Source organism: Streptomyces sp. NPDC056835 (assembly GCF_042789485.1).
GTDB lineage: Bacteria > Actinomycetota > Actinomycetes > Streptomycetales > Streptomycetaceae > Streptomyces.
Map to the genome: position 1 here is coordinate 58,874 of NZ_JBHUBB010000023.1, position 24,263 is coordinate 83,136.

Genomic DNA, 24,263 nt, shown 5'->3' on the forward strand with positions numbered 1-24,263 from the left:
CTCAGACATCGCGCCCGTACATTAGGTGGCCCGGCTGATATACGGGGACATCTGTACGAGACATCGAAAGGCGGTGCGCGATGCCGGACCAGGCACGGGACCAGGCACGGGATCGGACACCGGCCGAGGGAGCCGAGCGGGCCGAGGGAGCCGGGCGGGCCGACGGGGCCGGCAGGGCTGACGGGGCTGACGCGGCCGGGGGAGCCCGGCCCATACCTCCCGCCGTTCAGGTCGAGGGGCTGTGGAAGCGCTTCGGCGAACACATCGCCGTCGCCGGCATCGACCTCGAACTGCCCGCGGGCCAGTTCATCGGCCTGGTCGGACCGAACGGCGCGGGCAAGACCACGACCCTGTCCATGGTCACCGGCCTCCTCCGGCCCGACCAGGGGCGGGTACGGGTCGCCGGACACGACGTCTGGCGGGACCCCGTCGAGGTCAAGGCGCGGACCGGGGTCCTGCCGGAAGGGCTGCGGCTCTTCGAGCGGCTTTCCGGGCGGGAGCTCCTCGGCTACACCGGGCGGCTGCGGGGGCTGCCGGGCGCCGAGGTCGACAAACGGGCCACCCAGCTACTCGACGTACTGGACCTGGCGGGCGCGCAGCACAAACTCGTTGTCGACTACTCGACAGGTATGCGAAAGAAAATCGGCCTGGCGGCAGCGCTGCTCCACAATCCCCAGGTCCTCTTCCTGGACGAGCCGTTCGAGGGCGTCGACCCGGTCTCCGCGCAGACGATCCGGGGCGTCCTTGAGCGCTATACGGACTCGGGCGCGACCGTCGTCTTCTCCAGCCATGTCATGGAGCTGGTCGAGTCGCTGTGCGACTGGGTCGCCGTGATGGTGGCGGGCCGTATCCGCGCGCAGGGCACCCTCGAAGAGGTACGGGGTGACGCGCCCTCTCTCCAGAACGCCTTCCTGGAGCTGGTGGGCGCGCGGGGACGCGGCGCCGGAGAGTCACTGGACTGGCTGGGCGGCGCGCGATGAACATGGCCGAGAACAACCCCGCGCCGACAGCGACCAGCACCAGCCCGCTCGCGCCCGTCCCGCCGGGACCCGTCCTCCCGCCCGCGTCCGTCGGGCCCGCGTCCGTCGCGTCCGCGTCCGTCTCGCCGACGCCCGTCTCGCTCACGCCCGTCTTCGTACGGCTGAAGCTCTCCCTCCTGCGCAACGGGCTGCGGCAGTCGTCGGGCCGGGCGGTCGCGTACATCGCGTCGGCGGTCTTCGCGCTGCTCCTCGCGGCGGCGCAGTTCCTCGGTCTCCTCCTGCTGCGCGGAAACGACCACGCGGGCACGCTGGTCGTGCTGCTGACCGCCCTGCTGGCGCTGGGCTGGGCGGTGATGCCGCTCTTCTTCCCCGGCGGCGACGAGACGCTCGACCCGACCCGGCTGGTGATGCTGCCGCTGCGCCCGCGACCGCTGGTCGGGGCGCTGCTCGCGGCGTCGCTGGTGGGGATCGGGCCGCTGTTCACGCTCTGTCTGGCGGTCGGCTCGGCGGCGGCGACGGCGCACGGCGCGGCGGCCGTGGCCGTCTCGGTCCTGGCCGTACCGCTGGTCCTGCTCGTGTGCGTGGCGCTGGCGCGTGCCGTCGCGACGGCCAATATCCGGCTGCTGACCTCGCGCAAGGGCCGTGATCTGGCCGTCCTGAGCGGTCTGGTCATCGCGGTGGGCATCCAGGTCGTCAACTTCGGCGCCCGGCGGCTCGGGGACGCGGGCGGGCTCGCCGCGCTCGATCCGGCGGCGCGGGTCGTACGGTGGCTCCCGCCCGCGTCCGCGATGGGCGCGGTGGAGTCGGTGAGCGAGGGCGCGTACGGGCGGGCGGTGGCCCAGCTGCTGCTGACGGTGGCCGCGCTGGCGGCCCTGCTGTACGCGTGGCGGCGGTCGCTGGTGAAGCTGATGACCGCCCCGGACGGCTCGACGCTCGCGGCGGCGGAACCGGCCCGCAAGGAGTCGGTGTGGCAGCCGGGGCGGCTGCTGCCCGAGGGGCGTACGGGCACGGTGATGCTGCGCAGTCTGCGATACGTGTGGCGCGACCCGAAGACCAAGGCGGCCTGGGTGACCTCGCTGGCCATCGGTCTGATCGTGCCGCTGTTCAACGCGCTCCAGGGCACGGGCACGATCTACTTCGCGTGCTTCGCGGCCGGCATGCTCGGCATCCAGATGTACAACCAGTTCGGCCAGGACACCTCGGCGTTCTGGATGGTGGCGCTGACGATCTCCTCGACGCGGGACGCCTATCTCGAACTGCGCGCGCGTGCGCTGGCGCTGCTGGTGATCACCCTGCCGTACTCGGCGCTGGTGACCGTGGCCACGGCGGCGCTGCTGGGCGACTGGCAGGCCCTGCCCGAGGCGCTCGGGCTGTCCTTCGCGCTGCTCGGCGCGATGCTGGCGACGGGCGCGGTCGCCTCGGCGCGCTTCCCGTACTCGATACCGCAGGACAGCGGTTACAAGAACGTCGCTCCCGGGCAGGCCGGGCTCGCCTGGATCTCGATCTTCGGCGGCATGCTCGGCGCGGCGCTGCTGTGCGCGCCGGTGCTCGCGCTGGCGATCTGGGTCCATGTCTCCGGCGCGGACGAATGGGCGTGGCTGCTGCTCCCGGTCGGTACGGCGTACGGGGCCCTGGCGGCGGCGGGCGGTCTGCGTCTGGCGGCCCCGCGCACGGCGGCGCGGCTGCCGGAAATCCTCACGGCGGTCAGCAAGGGCTGACCGGCGCCCGGGGCGCACTCCCCCGCCCCGACGCGGTCGTCACGTCAGTCCTGTCGCGTCAGGACGTCCCGCCAGGCGAGCGCGTCCCGCCAGGGCCGCGCGTCCTGTCGCGTCAGGGCGTCAGCACGCCGTCCAGGAACGGTTCGATCGCCGCCCGCCAGGCCTCCGGCTGGTCGTAATGGGCGAGATGGCCCGCGTCCGTCACCTCCGCGTACTGGCCGCGCGGCAGCACCCGCACCATTTCCTGGGCCTCCGCGCGGCCCAGCTCGCCGTCCAGACCCCGGACCACCAGCGTGGGGCACTGGACCTGCGCCAGCTCCTCCCAGTGCGCGTCATGGACCCAGGTCTCCCGGGACGTCAGCATCTGGCGGCGCGCGAAGACCGGGCGCCAGCCGTCCGCGCACTCCTTCATCACCTCGGCGAAGAACTCGCCGCGCGCCGGCGTGGGGCGCTCCACCCAGGGGTCGTCCTCGCCGAACCACTTCCGTACGTCGGCGAGCGTCGCGAACGGCACGGGCCAGGCCCGGAACCAGTCCGCCCACTCCCGCTGGGACGCCGCCCCCAGCGCGGAGGCCCGCATGTCGCAGATGACCAGGGCCCGGACCAGATCGGGGCGCTTGGCGGCGAGCTGCCAGGCGGTGAGCGCGCCCATCGAGTGGCCGATGAGCGTGACGGGCGCCAGCCCGAGCTGTTCGATCGCGGCCTCGGTGTCGGCCACGTACGCCTCGCGCGTGAACGGCCCCTCGGAGGGCTTGTCGCTGCGGCCGTGGCCACGCTGATCGAGCGCGATCGCGCGGTGCCGCTCCGAGAGCCAGCGCGCCGTCGCGGCCCAGTGCGAGGCGCGGCCCATGAGGCCGTGCAGCAATAAGACGCCGGAGGCCCGCTCCGTCTCCTCGCGTCGCTTCGGCGGGTCGGCAAACTCCCAGGCAGCGAGACGTACGCCGTCCGCTCCGGTTACATCGATGCGCCGCACCATGCGTCCCGGCACCCCCTTCGGTCCTGAGTGGTCGAGTCGGATTCCGCTATGGCCCCGTTCCGATGCGTCCAGCCGCACCAGACTATCGAACTCCCATTCGAAAACATGATCCCCACGCGCAACACCGCTCGTTCGAGTGACCACGCTCCAGGATTGCCGGACGCGGCTCTGGGGAGATCTCCACCGGGAGGCGGGCCGCTCGGGGATGACGGCCCGAGGGGAATGACCCTGGGAGCTCGGGGCTCCGGGTCAGCGCAGGGGAGGACAGGCTCCGGTGCCGGAAGGCGCCGGAGCCGTCTCCTCGCGGAACACCCCGGCTCGCACAGCCGGGTTCACGCGGAGCGCGTGGATCGCGGAGTCGGACCAATCCGCACAGATGGCCCCGTCCGCTCGGGCGTCCTGGTCCGCTCGGGCGTCCTAACGATCGCCCCCGCAGGTCATACGCGCCGTACCGCAGACGCGACACACAGTGCACACCCCCGCACAGGCGCATCACCCTGCTCCCTCCCCGGCCTCGGACCGACCCGGAGCCGCACCCCCGGTCGGCACCTCAGGTCATATGCCTCTGCCACAGACTGGCACGCGAACGCCCAGCCGTCGCCCCCTCCGGCCGGAAAGCGCATACCCTCCGGCCACGGAGCGCCCCCCTGAGTCACTCCGCTGTCCGGAAGTCTCAGCACTCCTCGGTACGCACACCGCAGGTACAGGCCCCCGCACACACATCCGGGTGCGCGCACCCGCACGCGGGCCGGGTACGCGCACCCCGGCGCGGTCAGCGCCCCGTCGTCAAAGCCCCGCCCGCCCCCACAGGCGGACGGCGCTCCTCCGACGACGGGACCCGGCGGCTCAGCGCTTGGCGACGAAGACGTGCGACGCCACGTCGGACTGAAGCTCCGCCGCCTCGCCGCTGCTCCCGACCAATACCCCGCCGGGAGACTCCGTCACACTCACCACGGACCCGGGCTGTACGCCCGCGCGCCGCAGCGTGTACATCAGCTGGGCATCGGTCTGGATGGGCTCACCGATCCGCCGCACCACGACCGTCTTGCCCTCGCTGCCCGGATCCAGCTCGGCGAGGCTCACCAACCCCACATCCAGGAACGGGTCCGCCTCGGCCTTCTCGCCCAGCTCCTCCAGGCCCGGGATCGGGTTGCCGTACGGCGACTCCGTCGGGTGGCGCAGCAATTCGAGCACGCGCCGCTCCACCGCCTCGCTCATCACATGCTCCCAGCGGCACGCCTCCGCGTGCACCTGCTCCCACTCCAGGCCGATCACATCGACCAGAAGACACTCGGCGAGCCTGTGCTTGCGCATGACGCGCGTCGCCAGTCGGCGTCCTTCTTCCGTCAGCTCCAGATGCCGGTCACCCGCGACCTGCACCAGTCCGTCGCGCTCCATTCGCGCCACGGTCTGGCTGACCGTCGGCCCGCTCTGGTCGAGCCGCTCCGCGATCCGGGCGCGCATCGGGACCACACCTTCCTCTTCCAGCTCAAGGATGGTGCGGAGGTACATCTCCGTCGTGTCGATCAGTCCGGACATACATGCCCCTCGATAAATCGTGCGCTGGCCCTGACTCAATTCTGACGCATACCACCGACAACCGTGCCGTGCCGTGGAGAGCGGAAGGGGGCGGGATCCCGATGCGGCGGGACAGCCATGTCGAGTCGCCGTATTGACAGAGCAATGGTCCAGACCTCAACGTGATCCGCGACACAGACATTCCCTGCCCCCGCCCCACCCTCGTCCCGCCCCCGCCCCGCCCCCTGGTTCCAGCGCTGATCCACCCTTGAGCAACCCTTGATCCACCCTCTGCGACACCCTCCTGTTCCGCCCTTGAACCCCACCCTGGAAGGGCCTCCTCGATGAGCGAGAGCAAGCTGGCCGGTCAGTTCTTCGATGCGGCGATCGGTCTGCTCCAGCGGGTACGCGACGAGGAGTCCGCCGGCGTCGCCGCCGCCGGAGCCGCCATCGCCGACACCGTCGCCGCCGGGGGCCGGCTCTTCGCCTTCGGCGCCGGACACTCCTCGCTCGCCGCGCAGGACGTCGTCTACCGGGCCGGCGGCTTCGCCGTGATGAATCTGCTCACCGTGCCCGGCGTGGTCGGCGTCGATGTCATGCCGGCCACCCTCGGCTCCGCGCTGGAGCGGGTCGACGGGCTGGCGGGCGCCGTGCTCGACTCCAGCCCCGCCCGCGCCGGCGATCTGCTGGTGATCATCTCGCTCTCCGGGCGCAACGCGCTGCCCGTCGAGATGGCGATGAACGCGCGGGCACTGGGGCTGAAGGTCATCGGCGTCACGTCCGTGGCGTACGCGACGGAGACCAAGTCCCGGCACGTCACGGGGACCTATCTCAAGGATCACTGCGACATCGTGCTGGACAGCAAGATCGCGGTCGGCGACGCGGAACTGACGGCCGACGGTATCGAGGCGCCCTTCGCCCCGGCATCGACCGTCGTCACCAGCGCCCTGATGCAGGCGATGATGGCCGCGGCCGCAGGAGAACTGGTCGAACGTGGAATCGAACCCCCGCTTCTGCGCTCGGGGAATGTCGACGGTGGGACCGAATGGAATGGCAGGGTCATGACCGAGTACGGCGACCGGATCTTCTACCGTCACTAGAACGTTTTTACGGTAAAGCGATGTGTGTGCAGAAATAAACGCGACACACGCGACACCGGAAACCGAGAGTGACAGCAGAGTGACATCTGGGGCCTGCGGGGGACATTCCCGCAGGCCCCAGCCCGTTCCCGTAACCAGGAACCACAACTTTGCGTCACCGCGGGAGCACTTGGCGAAATTTTGATCTTTCACAAAGAAGTAATGTTCAGGCAAAGTGGGGAAGGCTCCGGTGCAGCATCATCGGAGTTGACGACGTGTCGGATGCGTCGGCGCGTACTGCCGCGCCCGCACGGCACTACGGAAAGACCGAAAGACGGGAAGGGCGAGCTGTGAGAATCCAACTGGACCGCGAGTCCACCGTCAGACGCGGGACGACCGCTTCCTGACCCGGCCGCCCGGACCACCACACGGCAGCCGCCACGCCGGCCTCCCCCAACTGCCGCGATCCGGCAGGGGCGCGACGCCCGCACGGCTCCCCGTCAGGCACGGAACGTCCACCGTCGCTCGGCCCTTTCCCTCACGATGTGACCCTCACGCCTCACCCTCACGCTTCACCCTCACGCTCAACCCGTAGTTCTCGCACACCGTTTCACCCCCCACTGACCCGACCACACCGCGCCCCGGCAAGCCCGGGAGTGCAGGAGGCAGGCCATCATGAAATCCCTCATCGACAACGCCCGTTCCTTCTCCGTGCAGGTGGCTGAACGCCCCGACGAGTTCCGAGATCTCGCGGCGGGGCAGACGCCGCAAGCGCTCTTCATCACCTGCTCGGACTCCCGTGTCATCCCCTCCCTCATCACCGGCGCCCGCCCCGGCGAGCTGTTCGAGCTGCGCACGGCGGGCAACATCGTCCCCCCGTACGACGCGGACCGGCCCAGCGGCGAGACCGCCACCATCGAGTACGCGCTGCGCGTGCTGGACGTCCGTGACCTCGTCGTCTGCGGTCACTCGCACTGCGGCGCCGTGGGCGCCATGGTCCGCGGCGAGGACCTGTCGGCCGTTCCCGCCGTGCGCGGCTGGCTCGGCCTCGGTGCCTCCGAGCTGCCGTCGGCCCACGGTCTCGCCCACGCCGTACAGCACCACGCGGCGGCCCAGCTCAACACCCTCAGGAGCTACCCCGCCGTACGGGAACGCCTGGCGGAGGGCCGTCTCTCCTTGAACGCCTGGTACTACGAAGTGGACACGGGCGCGATCAGCGTCCACCGGCCCGAGCTGGGTGGGGAGTTCAGACCGCTGTGACAGCGGCCTCGGTATCGACCTCTCCCCACCTCCTGTCCGCTCGCGGACCGCACAGCTAGGACAACCCGTCATGCTCTCCCTCCCACTTCTGAAGGACCAGCGTGTCCTTCGACGCGAGATACTCGCGTCCCTCGTCGTCTTCCTCGTCGCCCTGCCCCTCTGTGTGGGGGTGGCGGTCGCCTCCGGTGTCCCCGCCGAACTCGGTCTGGTCACCGGCATCGTCGGCGGACTCGTCGTGGGCTTCCTGCCCGGCAGTTCGCTTCAGGTGAGCGGCCCCGCGGCCGGTCTCACCGTCCTCGTATACGAAGCCGTCAAGGAGTTCGGCGTCGGCACACTCGGCGCCATCGTCCTGGTGTCCGGATTGCTGCAACTGGCCCTCGGAGCCTTCGGTTTCGGCCGCTGGTTCCGGGCCATCTCGGTCGCCGTCGTCCAGGGAATGCTGGCCGGCATCGGCCTCGTGCTCGTCCTCGGCCAGGTGTACGCCATGGCCGACACCGCACAGCCGTCCGGCGGCCTCGGCAAGATCGCCGGGCTGCCCGGACTGGCCTTCGACATCGTCACCGACGGCACGGCGCTGACCGCGTTCCTCATCGGGGCCGGGACCATCGCCGTACTGGTCCTCTGGCCCCGCCTCCCGGCCGGGGCCCGGATGATCCCGGGCCCGCTGGCCGCCGTGGCGCTGGCCACCGGCGCGGCCTTCCTGCTGGACCTGCCGGTCGCCAAGGTCGAGGTACAGGGCCTGCTGGAGTCCATACGTCCGCCCGGGCTCGGCGAGTTCGGGCACCTGGCGAGCGTGGCCGCCATCGGCACCGTGCTCGCGTTCACCCTGATCGCCTCGGCGGAAAGCCTGTTCAGCGCCGCGGCGGTGGACCGTATGCACGACGGTCCGCGCACGGACTACAACAAGGAACTCATGGCCCAGGGCGTGGGGAACACGGTCTGCGGGGCGCTCGGCGCACTGCCGATGACCGCGGTCATCGTACGCAGCGCCGCCAATGTCCAGGCAGGAGCGCGGACTTCACTCTCCCGGATCCTGCACGGCCTGTGGCTGCTGCTGTTCGCCGCGCTGCTGCCGGCGGCGATCGGCGTCATCCCGCTCGCGGCACTCGCCGGTGTCCTGGTGCACGCGGGCTGCAAGCTCGTACCGGTCAAGGACTTGCGCCCGCTGTGGCGGGAGCACCGCGGCGAAGTGGCGATCCTCGTCATCACAGCGCTGGCGATCCTGGTCACGAACCTCTTCGAGGGCGTGGTCCTCGGGCTGCTGCTCGCGGTCGTCAAAACCGCCTGGGAGATCTCCCACCTCCATGTCGACGTCCATGAACTCACCGGCGGCCGGATGGTGGTGTCGGTCACCGGCAACGCCACGTTCCTGCGGCTGCCGCGCATCATGGAGCAGTTGGAGGCGCTGCCGAAGGACCGTCCCATCGAGCTGGATCTGTCCGGCCTGCGCCATGTCGACCACGCCTGCCGCATCGCCCTGGAGAACTGGGCGCTGCGGCACAACGACGCGGGGACGGAACCGGTCAGGATGCTGCCCCCGGAGGCAGCGTCCCTCCGGGACGGCGGGCCGGCGTCGGGCCCCAAGGCTGGCACGTCCTGACGGTATGTCAGCGCCGGACGGCACGGGCGGCAGCGCATGCGACGCCGCCCGTGCCGTCCGGCACCTGTCCCAGGATGCCGTCTCGGGCCCAGGATGCCGTCTCAGTCGGACAGGACGCCGAAGAGATCCAGGGCCGCCGCCACGCGGATCGTGACATCCTCCGCGTACACCGCGTCCGGCCGCTCGAAGGCGGCCCGGCTCGCTCCCCGCAGGAACGTCACCACACCCAGCGACCGGCCCCGGCTGCGCAGCACCGTACACAGGGCGTGCACCGAGTCCGCCGGCCACTGCCGCGAAGTCGCCCAGGTCGGGGAGGGGACGGCGCCCGCCGCCTGCGTCTGCGCGGAGGCCGCGGAACCGGCTGACGCGCCGGGAGCGCTCGCGCGGACCGAGCCGTTGCGGTCCATCGCCTGAAGCGCCGGATGCCCGGTCACGTACCGCACCGGTATCCCGCCCGTCTCTACGGGCATACCCGGCCCCGACCCGCCACCGGACGGTGTCTCCACCACCCGCACCAGCCGTACGGGAGCCGCCGCCGCCCCGTCCGGCCGCTCCCCCGCCACCAAGTCGATCAGCGCGTGATCCGCGAAACCCGCCAGCGCGAAGTCCAGATAGACCGTCGCCGCCTCCAACGGGTCCTCGCACTCCGCCGCCGCGCGCCCCGCCCGGTACAACTGGCTGGAACGGAACCGCAGCCGGTCCGCCTCCTGCGCCGCCAGCTTCGACTCCGTCACATCCTGGAACATCCATCCCACGCCCAGCGGCACCGGCTCCTCCGCCAGCGGAGACGCCAGCCGCAGGAATCCGCTGCGCCAGCAGCGCCGCCGCTCCCCGTCCGCCGTGGGGACCGACACCCACAGCTCGGCGGGCGACTTCGGCGCCCCTTCCGCCAGCACATGGTGGAGCGCGGCCTCCACCTCCTCGACACCCTGCACGACCAGCTCACCCAACGGCCGCCCGAGCACCGAGACCCGCCCGGAGCCGAAGGCGCGCGCCGCGTATCCGTTGACGACGGTCGGCCGCAGATCGACGTCCACGAGTACGACACCCCAGGACGCGTCGTCGAAAAGTGCCTCGCTCAGCGCGATGGACCGCTCCAGATCGATCTGCTCATGGACCTCGCTGAAGGCGCTGTAGACCCCGGCGGGCTTGCCGTCGGCCCCGCGCATCCCGGACGACTGGGTCCGTATCAGCACCCTGCCGCCGTCCTTGCGCAGCAGCGCGAACTCGTCCACCTGCCGCCCCGGCGTCTCCATCACGGCCATCAGCCGCGCCTGCACCTCGTCCGCGTCGGCGCTCCGCGCGGCCCATCCGGCGAAGCCCTGCCGTCCGACGGCCTCCTCGGCGGACCAGCCGAGTATCCGCTCGGCCTCGCGGTTCCAGTGAGTGATCACGCCCTGCGCGTCAAAGGCACACAGAGCCGCGTCCATACCGTCGAGCAACGCCGCGAGCAGATCGGACCCGGCGTCATCCCGCTCCGCCCCGCCCCCGCCGCCCGCCCCGGCATCGGCTCCGGCACCGCTCTCCGATTCGGGATCGGGCTCCGGCTCGTCCGGCCCGCGCGGATCGGTGGTCTCACTCCGAGAAGCACTCATCCTGGCACCCCCTGCAGGGCGTCTCCGCCTGTGCTGACGCACGTCCGATCATTCAACTCGAACGTGACTCAGCACACACAAGGTTCCCCGAAATCGTCGCACCCCAAAAGCGGTCCCGCACACCGGCTACCACACGCCATGGTCAGTCGATCAGGGTTTCGACGAGGAACACACATACGAGCGTACCCGGCTTCCTTCGAGCGCGGGCCGGAAATCCTCCGGCTACCGGGGTCTGGACCGGCCGTGTCTCCGGCCGTGTCTCCGGCCGTGCCAACGGTCGGCACCGCCTCATCACCTCGGCCGGAGGCCCCTCCCGGAACTCCCTCACGAAAATCGCTTGAGAGTCTTCGAGGCCCCTCCTAATGTGTGGCACACACTGAAAGGAGGTGATTCGGAAGTGATTTCTTTCCGGACTCGTGAGGTGGCTGCGGGCTGACGGCCCGTTGTCGTACTCAGTGCGGAGCCGGTAACCGCCGGCCCAATCCAAAGCAGTCACCGCCCCGCGGGCTCGCCGGTACGTCCGGCCGGCTTCTCTTCGGAGGAACCCGAGCCCGCGGGGTTCTGCTTTTCCCGCGGGTTTTCCATGGGTCTACGGGCCAAGGCTCTACGGGCCGTGAGATCTACGGGCCGTGGGATCTACGGGCCGTGGGATCTACGGGCAGAGCCGCTCCACCCGCCAGCCGCCGTCGCCGTCGCCGTCACGTACGTAGCGCAGCCGGTCGTGGAGCCTGTTCTCGTGGCCCTGCCAGAATTCGACGGTCTCCGGTCTGACGCGGTAGCCGCCCCACTGCGGGGGCACCGGTACGCGCTCGTCCTCCGGGTAGCGGGATGCCAGCTCGTCGTAGCGATGGAGCAGTTCCTCGCGGGAGGCGATCGGGCTGGACTGGTCGCTGGCCCAGGCGCCCAGCTGGGAGCCGTGGGGGCGGGTGCGGAAGTACGCGGCTGTCTCGTCGCGGCCGGTGCGCGCGGCGGTGCCCGTGACGATGATCTGGCGGGCCATGGGGTGCCAGGGGAAGAGCAGCGAGACGAAGGGATTCGACCCGATCTCGCCGCTCTTGCGGGACGTGTAGTTCGTGAAGAAGACGAAGCCCCGGTCGTCGTATGCCTTCAGCAGCACCGTGCGCGAGGAGGGCCGGCCGTCGGGGGTGGCCGTCGCGACGACCATCGCGTTCGGCTCGTGGAGGTCACCGGCCACGGCCTCCTTGAACCAGCGGGCGAACTGGTCGGTCGGAGCGGGCGCGAGGTCCTTCTCCAGCAGCGGAGTGGTGCGGTACTGCTCGCGCATGGCGGCTGGATCGGCGGGATCTGCGGGATCTGCGGCGTCGGCGGGATCGACGGAATCCGGGGTCTCGTAAGGCACACGGTCATCCTGCCGCAGCCCTAGTTTCCCCGGCACCGGATGCCGCTAATCCCTTGGGGAGGAAGTCTGGCAGTGTGCCGGTTATCACGCTTCCCCGCATCGGAGGAACCCGCCAAAATCTTGGGGCAGGCCACTGTGGCCTTCGTACACCAGGGGCTATCGTTCCTGCCTCCCGGACGTTCCTGACTCCCGGACGGCTGCCGCAGGGGGCATCCACCGGGGTGACCGACCCGCCGAAGTCCGCCCCCACCCTCAGAGGAGCCGCCTCATGTCCGCTTCCGACACCTCCTTGGACAATTCGTTCGTCCCCGGACTCGAAGGAGTCGTCGCGTTCGAGACGGAGATCGCCGAACCGGACAAGGAGGGCGGCTCGCTCCGCTACCGGGGCGTCGATATCGAGGACCTGGTCGGCCAGGTGTCCTTCGGCAATGTGTGGGGGCTGCTGGTCGACGGGGCGTTCGCGCCCGGTCTGCCGCCCGCGGAGCCGTTCCCGATCCCGATCCACTCCGGTGACATCCGGGTCGACGTACAGTCCGCGCTGGCGATGCTCGCACCCGTGTGGGGGCTGAAACCGCTTCTCGACATCGATGAGCGGACGGCCCGTGACGATCTGGCGCGTGCGGCGGTGATGGCGCTCTCGTACGTCGCCCAGTCGGCCCGTGGGCAGGGGGTGCCGATGGTGCCGCAGCGGGAGATCGACAAAGCCGAGTCCGTCGTCGAGCGCTTCATGATCCGCTGGCGCGGTGAGCCCGACCCCCGGCATGTGCGGGCCGTCGACGCCTACTGGACGTCGGCCGCCGAGCACGGAATGAACGCCTCCACGTTCACCGCCCGGGTCATCGCGTCCACGGGCGCCGATGTGGCGGCGGCGCTGTCGGGTGCGGTCGGCGCCATGTCGGGGCCGCTGCACGGCGGGGCGCCCTCGCGGGTCCTCGGCATGATCGAGGAGATCGAGCGCACGGGCGACGCGACGGCGTACGTCAAGCGGGCCCTGGACAAGGGCGAGCGGCTGATGGGCTTCGGGCACCGGGTCTACCGGGCCGAGGACCCGCGGGCGCGGGTGCTGCGGCGTACGGCTCGCGAGCTGGCCGCGCCGCGGTTCGAGGTGGCGGAGGCGCTGGAGAAGGCCGCGCTGGACGAGCTGCACGCGCGCAGGCCCGACCGGGTACTCGCGACGAACGTGGAGTTCTGGGCGGCGATCGTGCTCGACTTCGCGGAGGTCCCCGCGCACATGTTCACGTCGATGTTCACCTGTGCCCGTACGGCCGGCTGGTCGGCGCACATCCTGGAGCAGAAGCGCACGGGCCGGCTGGTGCGTCCTTCCGCGCGCTATGTGGGACCGAGGACGCGGAGCCCGCGTGAGATCGAGGGGTTCGACGCGATCTCACGCTGAGAGCCGACGGGTGAGCGGTGAACGGCGAACGGCGAACGGCGAACCGTGAACCGTGAACGGACCTGGCTGCCCTGTCGGACCGCCCGACGGGGCAGCCAGGTCCCTCAGCCGAGCACGCCGTCCAGGATCAGCGCCCACTGCGCGACGACCCGCTCCCGCCGCCGCGTGTCGTCCGTCAGCAGCGTCGCCAGGCCCAGGCCGCGCGCCATGTCGAGCAGCCCCTGCACGGTCTCGCGTACGCCGGGCACGGACTCGTCGGCGCCCAGCAGTTCGACCGCGATCCGGTGGGACTCGCGGCCGACCCGGGCCTCCAGTTCGGTGACGCGGGGCCGCAGCTGGTCCTCGTCGGAGGCCGCGACCCACAGGTGCAGTGCCGCGCGGAACAGCGGGCCCGTATAGAGCGCGACGATGCCCTCGACCGCCGCGCGGCGGTGCGCCGGCCCCGCCGGGACCAGGGCGCGCAGCGCGGAGGACCGTTCCTCCGCCACGTACTCGACGGCCGCCGTGAACAGGTCCTCGCGGGTCGGGAAGTGGTGCTGCGCCGCCCCGCGCGAGACGCCCGCGCGCTCGGCGACGACGGCGACGGTGGAGCCCGCCCAGCCGTACTCGGCGAGGCAGGCCACGGCGGCCTCCAGCAGTCTGCGCCGGGTGGCGCGGCTGCGGTCCTGTTTGGGCGCGGTCCCGGCGGGTTTCGGCGCGGTCCTGGCAGGTTTGCGCCCGGTCCCGGCGGGTTTCGGCGCGGTCCCGGCGGGCCCTATCGCACCCACGAGGCGTCCCGCCGTTCGAGGAACGCCGCAATGCCCTCGCGGGCCTCCGCCGTCACGAAGAGCGAGGCGGAGCGCTGGACAAGATCCTCGGCGTACCGCTCGAAGGCGTCCAGTACCCCGACCGTCAGCAGCTTCTTGGATTCGGCGAGCCCTTGTGGCGAGGCCCTGCGCAGTCCGTCGAGTACGGGCGCGAGCGCCGCGTCCACATCGTCCGCGGCTTCGGTGATCACCCCGGCGGTGGCGGCGCGCTCGGCGTCGAAGCGCTCGCCCGTGAGGTAGTAGCGGGCCGCCGCGCGCGGTTCGACGCGGGGCAGGAGCGGCAGCGAGATCACGGCCGGGGCGACCCCGATCCGTACCTCCGTGAAGGCGAAGTCGGACGTACGGTCGGCGACGGCGATGTCGCAGGCGCCGAGCAGCCCGATGCCGCCGGCCCGGACATGGCCGCTGACGCGCGCGACGACCGGCTTGGGCAGTTCCACGATCTGCCGCATCAGGGCGATGAAGGTGTACGGGTTGGCCGGTTCCTTCAGGTCGGCGCCCGCGCTGAAGGTGGTGCCGGTGTGGGTGAGCAGCACGGCCCGTACGGCGGGGTCCTTGGCGCAGGCCGTGAGGGCGTCGCCGAGCGCGTCGACGAGCCGCGCCGACAGGGCGTTGCGGTTCGCCGGTGAGTCCAGGGTCAGGGTGGTGATGCCCCGCTCGTGCGCCGTGGTGACCAGCGCGGGCCCGGACGCCGGTGGCTGGGTCTGCGTCACGTGTTCTTCCTCTCGCGGTCCCGCGCTTCCCTGTCTCTCAGTTCACGTCTGAGGATCTTTCCGGAAGCGGCGCGGGGTACGCCTCCGACGAATTCGACCCGGCGGACCTTCTTGTACGGGGCGACGTGTTCCGCGACGAACGCCATGACGTCCTCCGCCGTGAGCACATCCGCACCCGACTGACGAACAATGTATGCCTTGGGCACCTCTTCGCCGTCCTCGTCGTGGACCCCGATCACCGCCGCGTCCGCGATGCGCTCATGGGTGAGCAGCAGCGCCTCCAGTTCGGCGGGGGCGACCTGGAATCCCTTGTACTTGATCAGCTCCTTGACCCGGTCGACGACGAAGAGCCAGCCGTCGGCGTCCACCCGGCCGACATCGCCGGTGTGCACCCAGCCCGCGGCGTCGATCAGTTCGGCGGTGGCGTCGGGCCGGCCGAGATATCCCTTCATGACCTGCGGGCCGCGTAGAAGGATCTCGCCCTCGGCGCCCGGGTCGAGGTCCTTGTCGGGGTCGTCCAGCGCGACGACGCGCATCTCCGTACCGGGCAGGAGCTTGCCGACGGCGCCCGGCGGCGGGTTCCGCGCGCTCAGCGGCACGACATGCGTGCCGGGTGACAGCTCTGTCATGCCGTACGCCTGGCGTACGGGCGGGAGTCCCAGCCGGGCCGAACAGGCGGCGGCGAGCCGGGCGTCCAGCGGGGCGGCGGCGCTCAGGATGTAGTCGAGCGAGGAGAGGTCGTACCGCGCGACGGCCGGGTGCTTGGCCAGCGCGAGGACGATGGGCGGGGCGACGTACAGGCCGTTGACGCGGTGCTTCTCGATGGCCGCGAGGAACTGGTCGAGATCGAAGCGGGGCAGGACGACGACCGTCGCGCCGTGCCGCAGCGGCGCGTTCATCAGGGCGGTCAGGCCGTAGATGTGGAAGAACGGCAGGACGGCGAGGATACGGTCGCCCGGCCCCATGGGCATGACCGGTTCGAGCTGCGCGAGATTGGTGGCGATCGAGCGGTGCGTCAGCATGACGCCCTTGGGGACTCCGGTGGTGCCGGAGGAGTACGGCAGGGCCGCGATGTCCTCGGCCGGGTCGATGGCGATCTCGGGTTCGGGAGCCGTCGACCGTGCCAGGTCCAGGATCGAACGGTGCCCCTGCGCCCGGTCGCAGACGAAGATCTCCTCGATGCCGCCGACGAGTTCGGCCGATCTGCGGGCCGCGTCGAGCAGCGGCGAGACGGTGACGATCCAGCGGGCGGAGGAGTCGCGCAGCTGGGTGGCGAGTTCTTCGGGGGTGGTGAGGGGATGGACGGTGGTGACGGAGGCGCCGGCGCGCGTGGCGGCGTAGAAGACGGCGGGATACGCCACGGTGTTCGGGCTGTGCAGGGCGAGGACGTCCCCCTTGCGCACCCCGGCGTCGGTGAACGCGGCGGCGATCCGGCGGTGGAGGGCGTCGAGCTCGGCGTACGTCGTGCTCGTACCGGTCACACCGTCGACGAGGGCGACGGTGTCGCCGTACGCGGCGGCTTGGCCGAGCACGGCCTCGTGGATGGGCAGTTCGACGGCCGGGACATCCGCGTACTCACTGTGGAACACCATGACGACCCCTTCGACGCGGTGGACGCGTGGACGTACTCGACGCGTGGACATACTTGACGCGTGGACGTACTCGACGCGTGCACGTACTGACGTACTGGGAGGGACAGAATCCCCTGTTTCAGTAGGACTTGGGGAGACCCAGGGACTGATGGGATACGTAGTTCAGGATCATTTCCCGGCTGACGGGCGCGATCCGGGCCACCCGGGCGGCGGTGATGAGGGACGCCAGACCGTACTCACGAGTGAGCCCGTTGCCCCCGAGGGTGTGTACGGCCTGGTCGACGGCCCTGACACAGGCTTCCCCGGCTGCGTACTTGGCCATGTTGGCGGCCTCGCCCGCGCCGGTGTCGTCGCCCGCGTCGTAGAGGTGGGCGGCCTTGCGCATCATGAGGCGCGCCAGTTCGAGTTCGATATGGGCCTGGGCGAGCGGGTGCGCGATGGCCTGGTGGGCGCCGATCGGCTCCTTCCACACCTGGCGGGTCTTCGCGTACTCGACGGCCCGGTCCAGCGCGTAGCGGCCCATGCCGAGGGCGAAGGCGGCGGTCATGATCCGCTCGGGGTTGAGCCCGGCGAAGAGCTGGAGCAGTCCGGCGTCCTCGTCGCCGACGAGCGCGTCGGCGGGCACCCGTACGTCTTCGAGGACCAGCTCGAACTGCTTCTCCACGGCCTGGAGTTCCATCTCGATCAGGGAGCGGTGGAAGCCCGCGGTGTCGCGGGGGACGATGAACAGACACGGCTTGAGGCTGCCGGTCCGCGCGTCCTCGGTACGGCCGACGACGAGGGTCGCGTCGGCGATGTCGACGCCGGAGATGAAGACCTTGCGGCCGTTCAGCACCCAGTCGTCGCCGTCCCTGTGCGCGGTGGTCGTGATCCGGTGGGAGTTGGAGCCGGCGTCGGGTTCGGTGATGCCGAAGGCCATGGTGAGGGAGCCGTCCGCGAGACCGGGCAGCCACCGGCGCTTCTGCTCGTCCGTACCGAAGCGGGAGATCACGGTGCCGCAGATGGCGGGCGAGACGACCATCAGCAGCAGCGGGCAGCCGGCTCCCCCCAACTCCTCAAGTACGAGGGAGAGTTCGGCGATCCCGCCGCCTCCGCCGCCGTACTCCTCGGGGAGGTTCACGCCGAGGTAGCCGAGCTTGCCGGCCTCGCGCCACAGGGTCTCGCGGTCGTATCCGCGTCCGTGGCGCCGGCCGAGGGCGGCGACGGCGGCGCGCAGTGCGGTGTGCTCTTCGCTCTCGATGACGCTGCTGTGGCCACTTCGGGTGCTTCGGCTCATGGTGACGATTCCTCCTGGGCGTCCTGGGCGTCCTGTGCGTCCTGTGCGTCTGTGCCGGTGACGACGGCGAGCAGGGCGCCGACCTCGACCTGGCGGCCGGGGACGGCATGGAGCGCGGTGAGCGTGCCGGAGGCGGGAGCGGTGACGCGGTGCTCCATCTTCATGGCCTCCAGCCAGATGAGCGGCTGCCCGGCCGTGACCCGAGCGCCTTCGGCCAGCCCTGGGGCCAGCCGTACGACGGTTCCGGGCATCGGGGCGAGCAGCGATCCGGGTGGGGTGCGGTGGTCGGCTCCCGTGAACCGGGGCCGGGCGATCAGCCGGTACGCGCCGGTGGCGCTGTCCACATGGACCTCGTCGCCGTACGTACGGACGTCGAAGTGCCGTACGACACCTCCGATTTCGAGGCTGACGCGGTGAGGAGAGGCGGCGACCACTCGCACCTCGTCGCCTTCGTCGGCCTCCACGACGAATCCGTCCCGGGTGGCCCGGTAGCGCACCTCGTGGTCCCCGTACGTCTTGCGCTGCGCGGGCGCGCCCACATTGCGCCAGCCGCCGAGCCGCGCGGGCAGCGTGTCACCGGTGGTACGTGCCGCCGCGTCGGCGAGCGCGGCGGCGACGGCGGCGTGCCGCTCGCCGGGGCCCGGGGCGGTGAGCGCGTCCAGATGCCGTTCGTAGAACCCGGTGTCGAACCGCGCGTCGGTGACATCGGGGTGGCCGAGCGACCGTACGAGCAGTTCCCGGTTGGTGCCGGGGCCATGCACCCGGGCGCGTCGCAGCGCGTGCCGGAGCCCGCGCAGCGCCTCGGCGCGCGTGGGGGCCCAGACGATGACCTTCGCGAGCATGGCGTCGTAGTGCGTCCCGATGGTGTCGCCGTGCGTGTAACCGGTGTCGACGCGCAGGCGTGGCGCGGGGGCGGCCATCGGCACAAGCCCCGACGCCGGGCCCGCCACCGGCCCCGCCACCACTTGGCCCGACGCCGGGCCCGCCACCGGCCCCACCGCCTGACCCGCCACCCGGCCCGCTACCGGCCCCGGCGCCCGTACCGGCTCCTGCCCCGGCACCTCCAGCGCGTGCAGCCGTCCCGTCCGGGGCGCCCACCCCGCCGCCGGATCCTCCGCGTAGAGCCGCGCCTCCACCGCATGCCCCTGGGCGGCCGGCGGCTCCGCCTCAAGCGCCGCGCCCTCCGCGACCGCGAGTTGCAGGGCCACCAGATCCAGCCCGAACACCTCTTCCGTCACCGGGTGTTCGACCTGGAGGCGGGTGTTCATCTCCAGGAAGTACGGCCGCCCCTCGGGTGAGATCAGGAACTCGACCGTGCCCGCGCCCCGGTAGTCGACCGCGCGGGCCGCGGCCACGGCCGCCTCCCGCAGTACCGCACGCAGCTCGTCCGGGAGACCGGGCGCCGGGCACTCCTCGATCACCTTCTGGTGCCGGCGTTGCAGGGAGCAGTCCCGGGTGCCCAGCGCCCACACCGTGCCGTGCGCGTCCGCCAGGATCTGCACCTCCACATGCCTGCCGCGCTCCACATACGGCTCGGCGAACACCTCCCCGTCCCCGAACGCGGACGCCGCCTCCGCCGAAGCGGCCTTCAACTCCTCCTCCAGAGAGGCCAGTTCACGCACGATCCGCATCCCGCGGCCACCGCCGCCCGCCGCCGCCTTCAGCAGCAGCGGCAGGTCGGCCCCGGTGGCGGTGGCCGGATCGACCGGCGCCGGCAGCGGTACGCCCGCCGCCGCCATCAGCTTCTTCGCCCGGGTCTTGGACGCCATCGCCTCGATCGCGCCCGGCGGCGGCCCGACCCAGACGAGGCCCGCGTCCAGCACCGCCCGCGCGAACTCCGCGTTCTCGGAGAGGAAGCCGTACCCGGGATGCACCGCGTCGGCGCCCGCCGCGAGCGCCGCCTTCACGATCAGGTCGCCGCGCAGATACGTGTCGGCGGGCGCGGCCCCCGGCAGCCGTACGGCCGCGTCCGCCTCCCGTACGTGCAGCGCGCCCGCGTCGGCGTCCGAGTGGACCGCGACGGTGGCGATCCCCCGTTCGCGGCAGGTCCGGAAGACCCGGCAGGCGATCTCGCCCCGGTTGGCGACGAGCAACGACTCGATCATCTGGGACGACTCGATCATCTGGGACCTCACATCCGGAAGACGCCGAAGCCGCCCCGCACACCCTCGACCGGGGCGGTGTGGACGGCGGACAGACACAGGCCGAGGACGGTACGGGTGTCGCGCGGGTCGATGACCCCGTCGTCGTACAGCCGCCCGGAGAGGAACATCGGCAGCGACTCGGACTCGATCTGCCGCTCCACCATCGCGCGCAGCGCCGCGTCCCCCTCCTCGTCGTACGGCTGCCCCTTCGCCGCCGCCGAGGCCCGCGCCACGATCGACAGGACCCCGGCGAGCTGCTGCGGGCCCATCACCGCGGACTTGGCGCCGGGCCAGGCGAAGAGGAAGCGCGGGTCGTACGCGCGGCCGCACATGCCGTAGTGCCCGGCGCCGTACGAGGCGCCCATCAGCACGGAAAGATGCGGGACGCGGGAGTTCGAGACCGCGTTGATCATCATCGCGCCGTGCTTGATGATGCCGCCCTGTTCGTACTCCCTGCCGACCATGTAGCCCGTGGTGTTGTGCAGGAAGACGAGGGGGATGTCGCGCTGATTGGCGAGCTGGATGAACTGCGCGGCCTTCTGCGACTCGGCGGAGAACAGCACTCCCCGCGCGTTGGCGAGCACCCCCACCGGATAGCCGTGCAGCCGCGCCCAGCCGGTCACCAGGCTCGGCCCGTACAGCGGTTTGAACTCGTCGAAGTCCGAGCCGTCCACGATCCGGGCGATGACCTCGCGCGGATCGAAGGGGATCTTCAGATCGCCGGGGACGATGCCGAGCAGTTCGTCCTCGTCGTACTTCGGCGGCTCGGCCGGGCCGGGATCGGGGTGCGCCTTGCGCCAGTTGAGCCGGGCGACGATCCGCCGCGCGCGCCGGATCGCGTCCTGTTCGTCCAGCGCGTAGTGGTCCGCGAGCCCGGACGTACGGGCGTGCATCTCGGCGCCGCCGAGCGATTCGTCGTCGCTCTCCTCGCCGGTGGCCATCTTCACCAGGGGCGGGCCGCCGAGGAAGACCTTCGACCGTTCCTTGATCATGACGGTGTGGTCGGACATCCCGGGGACATACGCCCCGCCCGCCGTGGAGTTGCCGAAGACGACCGCGACGGTGGGGATACCGGCGGCGGAGAGCCGGGTGAGGTCGCGGAATAGGGCGCCGCCGGGGATGAAGATCTCCTTCTGGGAAGGGAGATCGGCGCCGCCGGACTCGACCAGGCTGATGACGGGCAGCCGGTTGGCGAAGGCGATCTCGTTGGCGCGCAGGGCCTTCTTCAGCGTCCAGGGGTTGGAGGCTCCGCCGCGTACGGTCGGGTCGTTGGCGGTGATCAGACATTCGACGCCCTCGACCACTCCGATGCCGGTGACCATGGACGCGCCGACGGGATGGTCGCTGCCCCACGCGGCGAGCGGGGACAGTTCGAGGAACGGGGTGTCGGGGTCGAGCAGCAGCTCGATCCGCTCGCGCGCGAGCAGCTTGCCGCGTTTGCGGTGCCGGGCGACATACTTCTCCCCGCCGCCCGCCAGGGCCTTGGCGTGCTCGGCGGCCAGTTCGTCGAGCTTGCCGAGCATGGCGGCGCGGTGGGCGCCGTAGTCGGCGGACGCGGTGTCGAGGGCCGAGGGGAGCACGGTCACAACAGGACCTCCGGAATATCGGCGCGGCGGGCGCGCAGCCACTCGCCGAGCGCCTTCGCCTGGGGATCGAACCGGGCCTGCGCGGCGACGCCTTCGCCCAGCAGCCCCTCGACGGTGAAGTTGACGGCGCGCAGCCGGGGCAGGAGATGACGGACGACGGTCAACTCCCGGCTTTCCGGGATCAGTTCACGGAATCTGTCGGTCGTCAGCGTATGGGCGAGCCAGCGCCAGCCGTCCTCGCTCCTCGCCCAGACACCGACGTTGGCGTCGCCGTCCTTGTCGCCGCTGCGGGCGCCCACGACGAGCCCGAGAGGAGCGCGACGGGTGGGCAGGCCGGCGGGCAGCGGCTCCGGCGGCGGGGGCGCCGGGACCGGCTCAAGTGCCTTGGTACGTAAGGGAGCGGGCACCGCCACGCGTCGCCCGTCGGGGAGCACGGCCGTATGGGCGACCTCGGACGCGTCCGCGTACGCCGCCTCGAAGACCCCGTACGGCACGGCGTTGCCCGGCGGGGCGGTCACATGGAAGCCGGGGTAGCTGCCGAGCGCCAGCTCGATCGCCGCCCCGCTGACGGCCCGGCCCACCACTTCCGGATCGCTGTCGCGCACGACGAGGCGCAGCAGGGCGCTGGCGGTCTCCTCGGTGTCGGCGTCCGGCCGGTCCGTACGGGCCAGCTCCCAGCGGACCTCGGCGGGGCGCCGTCCGGCGAGCGCGTCCTCCATCTGGCCGCGCACCAGCCGGGCCTTGGCGTCGATGTCGAGGCCGGTGAGGACGAAGACGATCTCGTTGCGCAGCCCGCCGAGCCGGTTGAGGCCGACCTTGAGGGCCGGGGGCGGCGGCTCGCCCCGTACGCCGGAGATCCTGACGCGGTCGGGCCCGTCCTGGTCCAGCCGTACGGTGTCGAGGCGCGCGGTGACATCGGGTCCCGCGTACCGGGCGCCGCCGGTCTCGTACAGCAGCTGCGCGGTGACCGTACCGATGTCGACCACCCCGCCCGTGCCGTCGTGCTTGGTGATGACCGCCGAGCCGTCGGCGTGGATCTCGGCGAGCGGGAAGCCGGGCCGGCGTATGTCGTGCCGCGCGAAGAAGGAGTAGTTCCCGCCGGTCGCCTGCGTACCGCACTCCAGCACATGCCCGGCGACGACCGCGCCCGCGAGCGCGTCGAGATCGCCGGGGCGGTCGAGATCGCCGGGGCGAGCGGGGTTGTCGGGGCGATCGGGGTCGCCGGGGCGGCTGAGGTCGTGTGGGCGGCTGAGGTCGCCGGTACTGGTGAGGTCGTCGGTGCCGGTGAGGTCCCAGCCGAAGTGGGCGGCGGCGGGCCCGGTCACCAGCGCCGCGTCCGTCACGCGTCCGGTGACCACGACATCGGCTCCGGCCCGCAGGCAGGCGGCGATTCCGGCGCCGCCGAGATAGGCGTTGGCGGTGAGGACGCCGTCGCCCCAGCCGCCGCGGGCAAGGAGATCGTCCCCCTCGACATGGGCGACCCGTACCGGCACGCCCACCCGCGCGGCCAGCGCGCGTACGGCGGCGGCGAGTCCGGCCGGGTTCAGTCCGCCCGCGTTCGTGACGATCTTGACGCCCCGTTCGTGGGCGAGTCCAAGGCCCTCCTCCAGCTGCCGCAGGAACGTCTTCGCATAGCCCGCGTCCGGGTTCCTCAGCCGGTCCCGGCCGAGGATCAGCATGGTCAGCTCGGCGAGATAGTCGCCGGTGAGGACGTCGAGCGGGCCGCCCGTGAGCATGTCGCGCAGCGCGTCGAAGCGGTCGCCGTAGAAGCCGGAGGCGTTCCCGATCCGCAGAACCCCGGGCGGGGAAGCGGGCAGTGAAACGGGTGGAGAGGCGTGCGGGGAAGCCGGTGGGGAATCGGGCGGGGAAGGGGGCGTCATCGGGCCCCCTTGGGCGCGCGGCCGGGACCCGCCGGTCCGGCGAAGGCCTGCGCGATATCCAGCCACGCGTCGGCGTCAGCGCCCTCGGCCCGTACGGCGAGATCCGCGCGGTGCGCCCGCTGGGTCACCAGCAGACAGAAGTCGAGCGCGGGCCCGGTCACGCGCTGGGCGGCACCCTCGGGACCGTACGTCCACAACTCGCCTTGGGGACCGGCCAGTTCGACGCGGAACGGCCCGGCGGGCGGCTGCTCGCCCCGTACCGCATAGGCGTAGTCACGGGCCCGTACGCCGATCCACGCCACATGGCGCAACCGCGCGGTCGGCTCGCGGCGTACGCCGAGCGCGTCCGCGATGTCCTGGCCGTGCGCCCAGGTCTCCATCAGCCGTGCGGTCGCCATCGAGGCGGCGCTCATCGGCGGCCCGTACCAGGGGAAGCGTGCGCCGGGCGGCGCCCCGCGCAGGGCCCCGTACAGCCGCGCGCGGCCGTCGCGCCACCGGGCGAGCAGTTCGGCAGGCTGGAGTACGGCGCCGGCCGCCGCGCCCTCGTCGACGAAGGTGTCGGGGGCCGCGAGGGCCTTACGGGACTCCCCCGCGTAGGCCCCCGGGTCCGTCACGGCGAGCAGCGCGGCGGAGTCGGTCCAGGTCAGATGGGCGATCTGGTGGGCGATGGACCATCCGGGTGACGGGGTCGCGAGAAGCCATCTCCCGGGCTCCAGCGGGGCGACCAGCCGGTCGAGTTCCTCGCTCTCGCTGTGCAGATCCCCGAGCAGATCGGCGGGCCGATCGG

At 71.6% G+C, this 24,263-nt stretch carries 18 protein-coding genes; 6 read left to right on the forward strand and 12 right to left on the reverse strand.

What is annotated here, in order from left to right:
- Nucleotides 1-80 precede the first annotated feature (80 nt).
- Both ACFRMN_RS25125 and ACFRMN_RS25130 read left to right on the forward strand, forming a co-directional pair.
- Nucleotides 81-980, forward strand: a complete 900-nt coding sequence (locus ACFRMN_RS25125) for an ABC transporter ATP-binding protein (RefSeq protein WP_383023031.1) — start codon at nt 81-83, stop codon at nt 978-980.
- Between the two features lie 2 nt (nt 981-982).
- Nucleotides 983-2,698: a transporter gene (locus tag ACFRMN_RS25130; RefSeq protein WP_383023033.1), complete on the forward strand. Its 1,716-nt coding sequence runs from the start codon at nt 983-985 to the stop codon at nt 2,696-2,698.
- Between the two features lie 112 nt (nt 2,699-2,810).
- On the opposite strand, the gene ACFRMN_RS25135 is transcribed toward ACFRMN_RS25130, so the two are convergent.
- Complete coding sequence (locus tag ACFRMN_RS25135) at nt 2,811-3,674, reverse strand: alpha/beta fold hydrolase (protein WP_383023034.1); 864 nt, start codon at nt 3,672-3,674, stop codon at nt 2,811-2,813.
- An 846-nt stretch (nt 3,675-4,520) separates the two neighbouring features.
- Nucleotides 4,521-5,213 carry a metal-dependent transcriptional regulator gene (locus ACFRMN_RS25140; protein ID WP_383023035.1) on the reverse strand — a complete coding sequence of 231 codons (693 nt, stop codon included), beginning with the start codon at nt 5,211-5,213 and terminating at the stop codon, nt 4,521-4,523.
- A 323-nt stretch (nt 5,214-5,536) separates the two neighbouring features.
- On the opposite strand from ACFRMN_RS25140, the gene ACFRMN_RS25145 reads away from it, so the two are divergent.
- The 3 genes from ACFRMN_RS25145 (at nt 5,537) to ACFRMN_RS25155 (ending at nt 9,131) form a co-directional block, all read left to right on the forward strand.
- Nucleotides 5,537-6,292 carry an SIS domain-containing protein gene (locus ACFRMN_RS25145; protein ID WP_383023037.1) on the forward strand — a complete coding sequence of 252 codons (756 nt, stop codon included), beginning with the start codon at nt 5,537-5,539 and terminating at the stop codon, nt 6,290-6,292.
- Nucleotides 6,293-6,946: 654 nt separating this feature from the next.
- A complete protein-coding gene (locus ACFRMN_RS25150) occupies nt 6,947-7,531 on the forward strand; it encodes a carbonic anhydrase (protein WP_383023039.1) in 585 nt (194 codons plus the stop codon).
- Between the two features lie 70 nt (nt 7,532-7,601).
- Nucleotides 7,602-9,131 carry a SulP family inorganic anion transporter gene (locus ACFRMN_RS25155; RefSeq protein ID WP_383023040.1) on the forward strand — a complete coding sequence of 510 codons (1,530 nt, stop codon included), beginning with the start codon at nt 7,602-7,604 and terminating at the stop codon, nt 9,129-9,131.
- 101 nt (nt 9,132-9,232) lie between these two features.
- On the opposite strand, the gene ACFRMN_RS25160 is transcribed toward ACFRMN_RS25155, so the two are convergent.
- Nucleotides 9,233-10,726 (reverse strand): PAS domain-containing protein, encoded by a 1,494-nt coding sequence (locus ACFRMN_RS25160; protein ID WP_383023041.1) that lies wholly within the window; start codon nt 10,724-10,726, stop codon nt 9,233-9,235.
- A gap of 652 nt (nt 10,727-11,378) precedes the next feature.
- Nucleotides 11,379-12,011, reverse strand: a complete 633-nt coding sequence (gene pdxH, locus ACFRMN_RS25165; protein ID WP_383023114.1) for a pyridoxamine 5'-phosphate oxidase — start codon at nt 12,009-12,011, stop codon at nt 11,379-11,381.
- A 343-nt stretch (nt 12,012-12,354) separates the two neighbouring features.
- On the opposite strand from pdxH, the gene ACFRMN_RS25170 reads away from it, so the two are divergent.
- Nucleotides 12,355-13,479: a citrate synthase 2 gene (locus ACFRMN_RS25170; protein WP_383023043.1), complete on the forward strand. Its 1,125-nt coding sequence runs from the start codon at nt 12,355-12,357 to the stop codon at nt 13,477-13,479.
- A gap of 104 nt (nt 13,480-13,583) precedes the next feature.
- On the opposite strand, the gene ACFRMN_RS25175 is transcribed toward ACFRMN_RS25170, so the two are convergent.
- From ACFRMN_RS25175 to ACFRMN_RS25210, 8 genes are all read right to left on the reverse strand, one after another.
- On the reverse strand, nt 13,584-14,117 hold the full coding sequence (locus tag ACFRMN_RS25175) for a TetR/AcrR family transcriptional regulator (protein ID WP_383023115.1): 534 nt from the start codon (nt 14,115-14,117) through the stop codon (nt 13,584-13,586).
- A gap of 116 nt (nt 14,118-14,233) precedes the next feature.
- On the reverse strand, nt 14,234-14,998 hold the full coding sequence (locus ACFRMN_RS25180) for an enoyl-CoA hydratase family protein (protein ID WP_383023044.1): 765 nt from the start codon (nt 14,996-14,998) through the stop codon (nt 14,234-14,236).
- Nucleotides 14,995-16,590: a 4-coumarate--CoA ligase family protein gene (locus ACFRMN_RS25185; protein ID WP_383023046.1), complete on the reverse strand. Its 1,596-nt coding sequence runs from the start codon at nt 16,588-16,590 to the stop codon at nt 14,995-14,997. The genes ACFRMN_RS25180 and ACFRMN_RS25185 overlap by 4 nt, the downstream gene beginning before the upstream one ends.
- 118 nt (nt 16,591-16,708) lie before the next feature.
- On the reverse strand, nt 16,709-17,866 hold the full coding sequence (locus ACFRMN_RS25190) for an acyl-CoA dehydrogenase family protein (RefSeq protein WP_383023047.1): 1,158 nt from the start codon (nt 17,864-17,866) through the stop codon (nt 16,709-16,711).
- A complete protein-coding gene (locus tag ACFRMN_RS25195; RefSeq protein ID WP_383023117.1) occupies nt 17,863-19,971 on the reverse strand; it encodes a biotin carboxylase N-terminal domain-containing protein in 2,109 nt (702 codons plus the stop codon). The genes ACFRMN_RS25190 and ACFRMN_RS25195 overlap by 4 nt, the downstream gene beginning before the upstream one ends.
- A 26-nt stretch (nt 19,972-19,997) precedes the next feature.
- Complete coding sequence (locus ACFRMN_RS25200; RefSeq protein WP_383023049.1) at nt 19,998-21,596, reverse strand: acyl-CoA carboxylase subunit beta; 1,599 nt, start codon at nt 21,594-21,596, stop codon at nt 19,998-20,000.
- Nucleotides 21,593-23,476, reverse strand: a complete 1,884-nt coding sequence (locus ACFRMN_RS25205; protein WP_383023051.1) for an acyclic terpene utilization AtuA family protein — start codon at nt 23,474-23,476, stop codon at nt 21,593-21,595. Before ACFRMN_RS25205 ends, ACFRMN_RS25200 begins: the two co-directional genes overlap by 4 nt.
- Nucleotides 23,473-24,246: a TIGR03084 family metal-binding protein gene (locus ACFRMN_RS25210; RefSeq protein ID WP_383023119.1), complete on the reverse strand. Its 774-nt coding sequence runs from the start codon at nt 24,244-24,246 to the stop codon at nt 23,473-23,475. The genes ACFRMN_RS25205 and ACFRMN_RS25210 overlap by 4 nt, the downstream gene beginning before the upstream one ends.
- Nucleotides 24,247-24,263: the final 17 nt, after the last annotated feature.